Genomic DNA, 3,009 nt, shown 5'->3' with positions numbered 1-3,009 from the left:
CTCCTGGAGCCCCAGAGTCACCGCGTGGACGCCCCCCTTGGGGCCGATATCCTCGCCGAACAGAACGACGCGCTTGTTGATCTCGAGTTCACGGTCGAGGGTTCGGCGGATCGCAGTCACCATGTTGATCCGCTGGCCTTCTGGACGCGGCTCCTCGTGGCTCGGCGGCGCCTTGTAGCCGTGCGTCCATTGGCCGCCGACCTGCTGCATCTCGCCTTCGTAGAAGACGTTCGCCATCACCGTCTCCGGATCGGCGATACCGCGCGCTTCCGCTGCGGCACGGGCTTGCTCCACGGCCTCCGCGGCCTCGCTTTCGATCTGTCCCCACTCCTCTTCGGAGAGGAGAGCAGGGACGAGGTATGATCGGAGCTTGGGCAGCGGATCGCGCGCCCATTCGGATGCGACGAAATCCTCCGACTTATAGGCCTGCGTGTCCTGGAAACTGTGCCCCTGGAGGCGCGGCACGGTGAGCCGGAGCAGCGCCGGGCCCTTGCGCCCGCGCACATGCGCCACCGCCTGGCTCAGCAGCCGCGCCGCCTCCGCGGGCTCGGTGCCGTCGCCGGAGATCACTTCGAGGTTCGCGAAGCTGGCCAGATTGCGGGCGATGTTCCCGCCCGGCGTCTGGTAGGTGGAAGGAACCGAGATGCCGTATTCATTGTCCTCGATGTAGAAGAGCATCGGCAGCTTCTGGGTGGTGGCGATGGTGAGCGCCGCCCAGAAGCCGTTCGCCGCCACCGATCCATCGCCGCCGAGCACTACCGCGATCGCATTCTCGTGGCTCTCGCTCTTCAGCACGTTCCGATAATATTCGATCGCCTGCGCCCAGCCGGCGGTCGGCGTATATTGCGCCCCGACCCCGCCCGACATCGGCATCGCCGGTGGTCCGCCCAGATTGGGGAAGTTGAAGACGACGCCGATGTCGCGCCCGTCCGAATAGCCCCCTGCCCGTCCCATGGCGGAGCCGAGCGCATCCTCGATCGGAACGCCCAGCGCCAGCAGCAAGGGCCTCGAACGATAATAGCCGCAGGTGCCGTCCTTGCCGCCGAGGCGCGAGCCCAGCATGATCTGCGCCATGTCGTGCCCGCGCGCGGAGAATTGGTAGGCGATCTTGCGCTCGGGGACGAGCCGCTCTTCCTCCAACTTGTCCAAGGCCCGGCTGACGTTCACGAGATAGGCGATCTTGCGCCAATCGTAATCCGGATCGGGCGAGTTGAGCGCCGGGCGTGCGCCGACCGCAAAGTCGGTCTCAGCCATCCAGTTTCTCCACCACCGCGGCGGCGAAGCGATCGACATTCTCGTCCGACAAGCCGACCACGTTGAAGCGCCCGGAATCGGCCATGTAGATGCCGTGACTCTCCCGAAGCTCCAGCACCGCATCCCGCGACAGCGGAAGCATCGAGAACATGCCGTTCTGCCGGTCGATGAAGGCGAGCCGCTCGTCATAGGCCGAGAGCCGGGCGCGGAGGCTTCGGATGCGCGCGCACATCTCCTTCAGCTCCGCATTCCAATCGGCGCGAAGTTCCGGATCGTCGAGGATCGTGTGAACGATCGCCGCGCCGTGATCGGGCGGCATCGACCACATGGTCCGGGCAAGCTGGAGGAGGTTTCCGAACACCGTCTCCGCTCCGGCCTTGCTCGACGCCTTCACGAACAGCGAGCCGGTGCGCTCGCGGTAGACTCCGAAATTCTTGTCGCAGCTCTGCGCCACCAGCGCTTGCTCCGCAGCCTCGACGACCAGCCGCGTTCCCTGGGCGTCCGCCTCGAGGCCGTTGCCGAGCCCCTGATAGGCAAGATCGACATAGGGAACGAGCCCGCGCCTCGCGATGAAGTCCGCGACCTCCCGCCATTGGTCCAGGCTGAGGTCGGCGCCCGTTGGATTATGGCAGCAGCCGTGGAGAAGCACGAGATCGCCCGGCCGCGCTTCCTTCAGCGCCTCCATCATCTCGTCGAACAGGATTCGGCGGCTCCTTGTGTCGTAATACGGCACCTTCACCATCTCGACGCCGGCGCATTCGATCAGCGGACCGTGGTTGGGCCAGGTCGGCTGCCCGACGAAGATCCGCGCGTCCGAATTGGCCTTGTCGATGAGGTCGGCGCCGAGCCGAAGCGCACCGCAGCCGCCGGGCGTCTGCACACCCACGATCCGCTCGTCGCGCGCGCCCTTTTCGCCGAACACGATCGGCCTGATCAGGTCTACGAAGCGGGTATCGCCGGCCGAGCCGAGATAGGCCTTCGTCTCCTGCGTCTCGACGAGGATCCGCTCCGCCGCCTTGACGGCGCGCAGGATCGGGGTTCCTCCCGCAGCGTCGCGATAGACGCCGACGCCGACGTCGATCTTGTCGGGCCGGGGATCGGCCTTCGCCAGGGCGATCAGTTGCAGCAGCGCGTCCGTGGGCTCGCTTTCGAGCCGGTCGAACAACATCGGCTCGTCCGCCACCGTCAAAGCTTCGGCCACTCGGCTCTCCCTGTCTCAGCGCTTAGCGCCGCACCGATACATCTACTCCGCACCCACGCAAAATGCGCATCAGAATTGACGCTTCATGCACTGGAAATGAGGCGTTTGTTTCAATATAGGGGTCTCTCATGAGTGGAACTGATCGTCTGGACGGCGTCGATCGCCGAATCATCCGCGAGCTACAGCGCGATGCGAGCCTCAGCCACGCCGCCTTAGCCGAGAAAGTGGGCGCCTCTTCCGCTTCGGTCTGGCGGCGCGTCCGCAACCTCGAGAAGTCGGGCGTGCTCGGCCGGAGCGTCCGCTTGGCGGATCCGACGGCGCTCGGCCGCGACGTCAACGTGCTCTGCCAGGTGCGGATGACACGCCAGACCGTCGAGGCGCGCTCGGAATTTGAGGATTTCATTCAGTCCCGCGAGGAGATCGTCGAATGCTACGCCATGTCGGGCGAATGGGACTACCTGCTCCGCATCTCCGTCCGCGACGTTGCCGACTATGATCGGTTCGTCATGCGCGGGGTCCTCGCCCACCCGAGCGTCGCCCATGCCGCTTCGAAC

The 3,009-nt window shown here is 65.7% G+C and carries 3 protein-coding genes; 1 reads left to right on the top strand and 2 read right to left on the bottom strand.

From position 1 onward, the window contains the following. Both VF662_RS04930 and VF662_RS04925 read right to left on the bottom strand, forming a co-directional pair. On the bottom strand, window positions 1-1,254 hold a 1,254-nt coding region (locus VF662_RS04930), incomplete at its 3' end, for a thiamine pyrophosphate-dependent dehydrogenase E1 component subunit alpha (RefSeq protein WP_464138397.1). Further along, window positions 1,247-2,455: an amino acid aminotransferase gene (locus VF662_RS04925; protein ID WP_464138393.1), complete on the bottom strand. Its 1,209-nt coding sequence runs from the start codon at window positions 2,453-2,455 to the stop codon at window positions 1,247-1,249. The genes VF662_RS04930 and VF662_RS04925, both read right to left, overlap by 8 nt. Window positions 2,456-2,583: 128 nt before the next feature. On the opposite strand from VF662_RS04925, the gene VF662_RS04920 reads away from it, so the two are divergent. Continuing rightward, window positions 2,584-3,009 (top strand): Lrp/AsnC family transcriptional regulator (locus tag VF662_RS04920; RefSeq protein ID WP_464138391.1); only part of this gene is annotated, 426 nt, incomplete at its 3' end.

Origin of the sequence: Allosphingosinicella sp. (genome assembly GCF_036387215.1) — a bacterium.
GTDB lineage: Bacteria > Pseudomonadota > Alphaproteobacteria > Sphingomonadales > Sphingomonadaceae > Allosphingosinicella.
The sequence above is the reverse complement of the archived record's forward strand: the minus strand, read 5'-3'. Positions and strand labels throughout refer to the sequence as shown.